Source organism: Campylobacter sp. 2018MI10 (assembly GCF_018501175.1).
In the GTDB taxonomy this organism is placed as follows: domain Bacteria; phylum Campylobacterota; class Campylobacteria; order Campylobacterales; family Campylobacteraceae; genus Campylobacter_E.
The window spans coordinates 1-398 of record NZ_JAHCZD010000125.1 but is presented as its reverse complement, the minus strand read 5'-3'; the positions used below and the strand labels follow the sequence as shown (position 1 = coordinate 398).

Sequence of the window (398 nt, the reverse complement as noted above, 5' to 3'; positions counted from 1 at the left end):
TTTAAATGATAATGAAATGAGTATTTCAAAACCAATTGGAGCAATTTCAAAGTATCTTTCTCAGGCTATGGCAACGCAGTTTTATCAAAGTTTTAAAAAGCGTATTGCTAAAATGTTGGATATATTGCCCAATAGTGCTACTTATATGGCTAAGCGTTTTGAAGAGAGTTTTAAACTTATTACTCCTGGGCTTTTGTTTGAAGAATTAGGGCTTGAATATATAGGGCCTATTGATGGACATAATTTAGGTGAAATTATTTCTGCATTAAAACAAGCAAAAGCTATGCAAAAGCCTTGTGTGATACATGCTCAAACCATAAAGGGTAAAGGCTATGCTTTAGCTGAAGGAAAACATGCTAAATGGCACGGGGTGGGAGCCTTTGATATAGATAGTGGAG

General features: G+C 35.2%; 1 protein-coding gene. It reads left to right on the top strand.

Annotated elements, in window-relative coordinates; all coding sequences use genetic code 11:
- Window positions 1-398, top strand: a 398-nt coding sequence (locus KJR01_RS09965; RefSeq protein WP_284467029.1) for a 1-deoxy-D-xylulose-5-phosphate synthase N-terminal domain-containing protein, incomplete at both ends; no start/stop codon positions are given.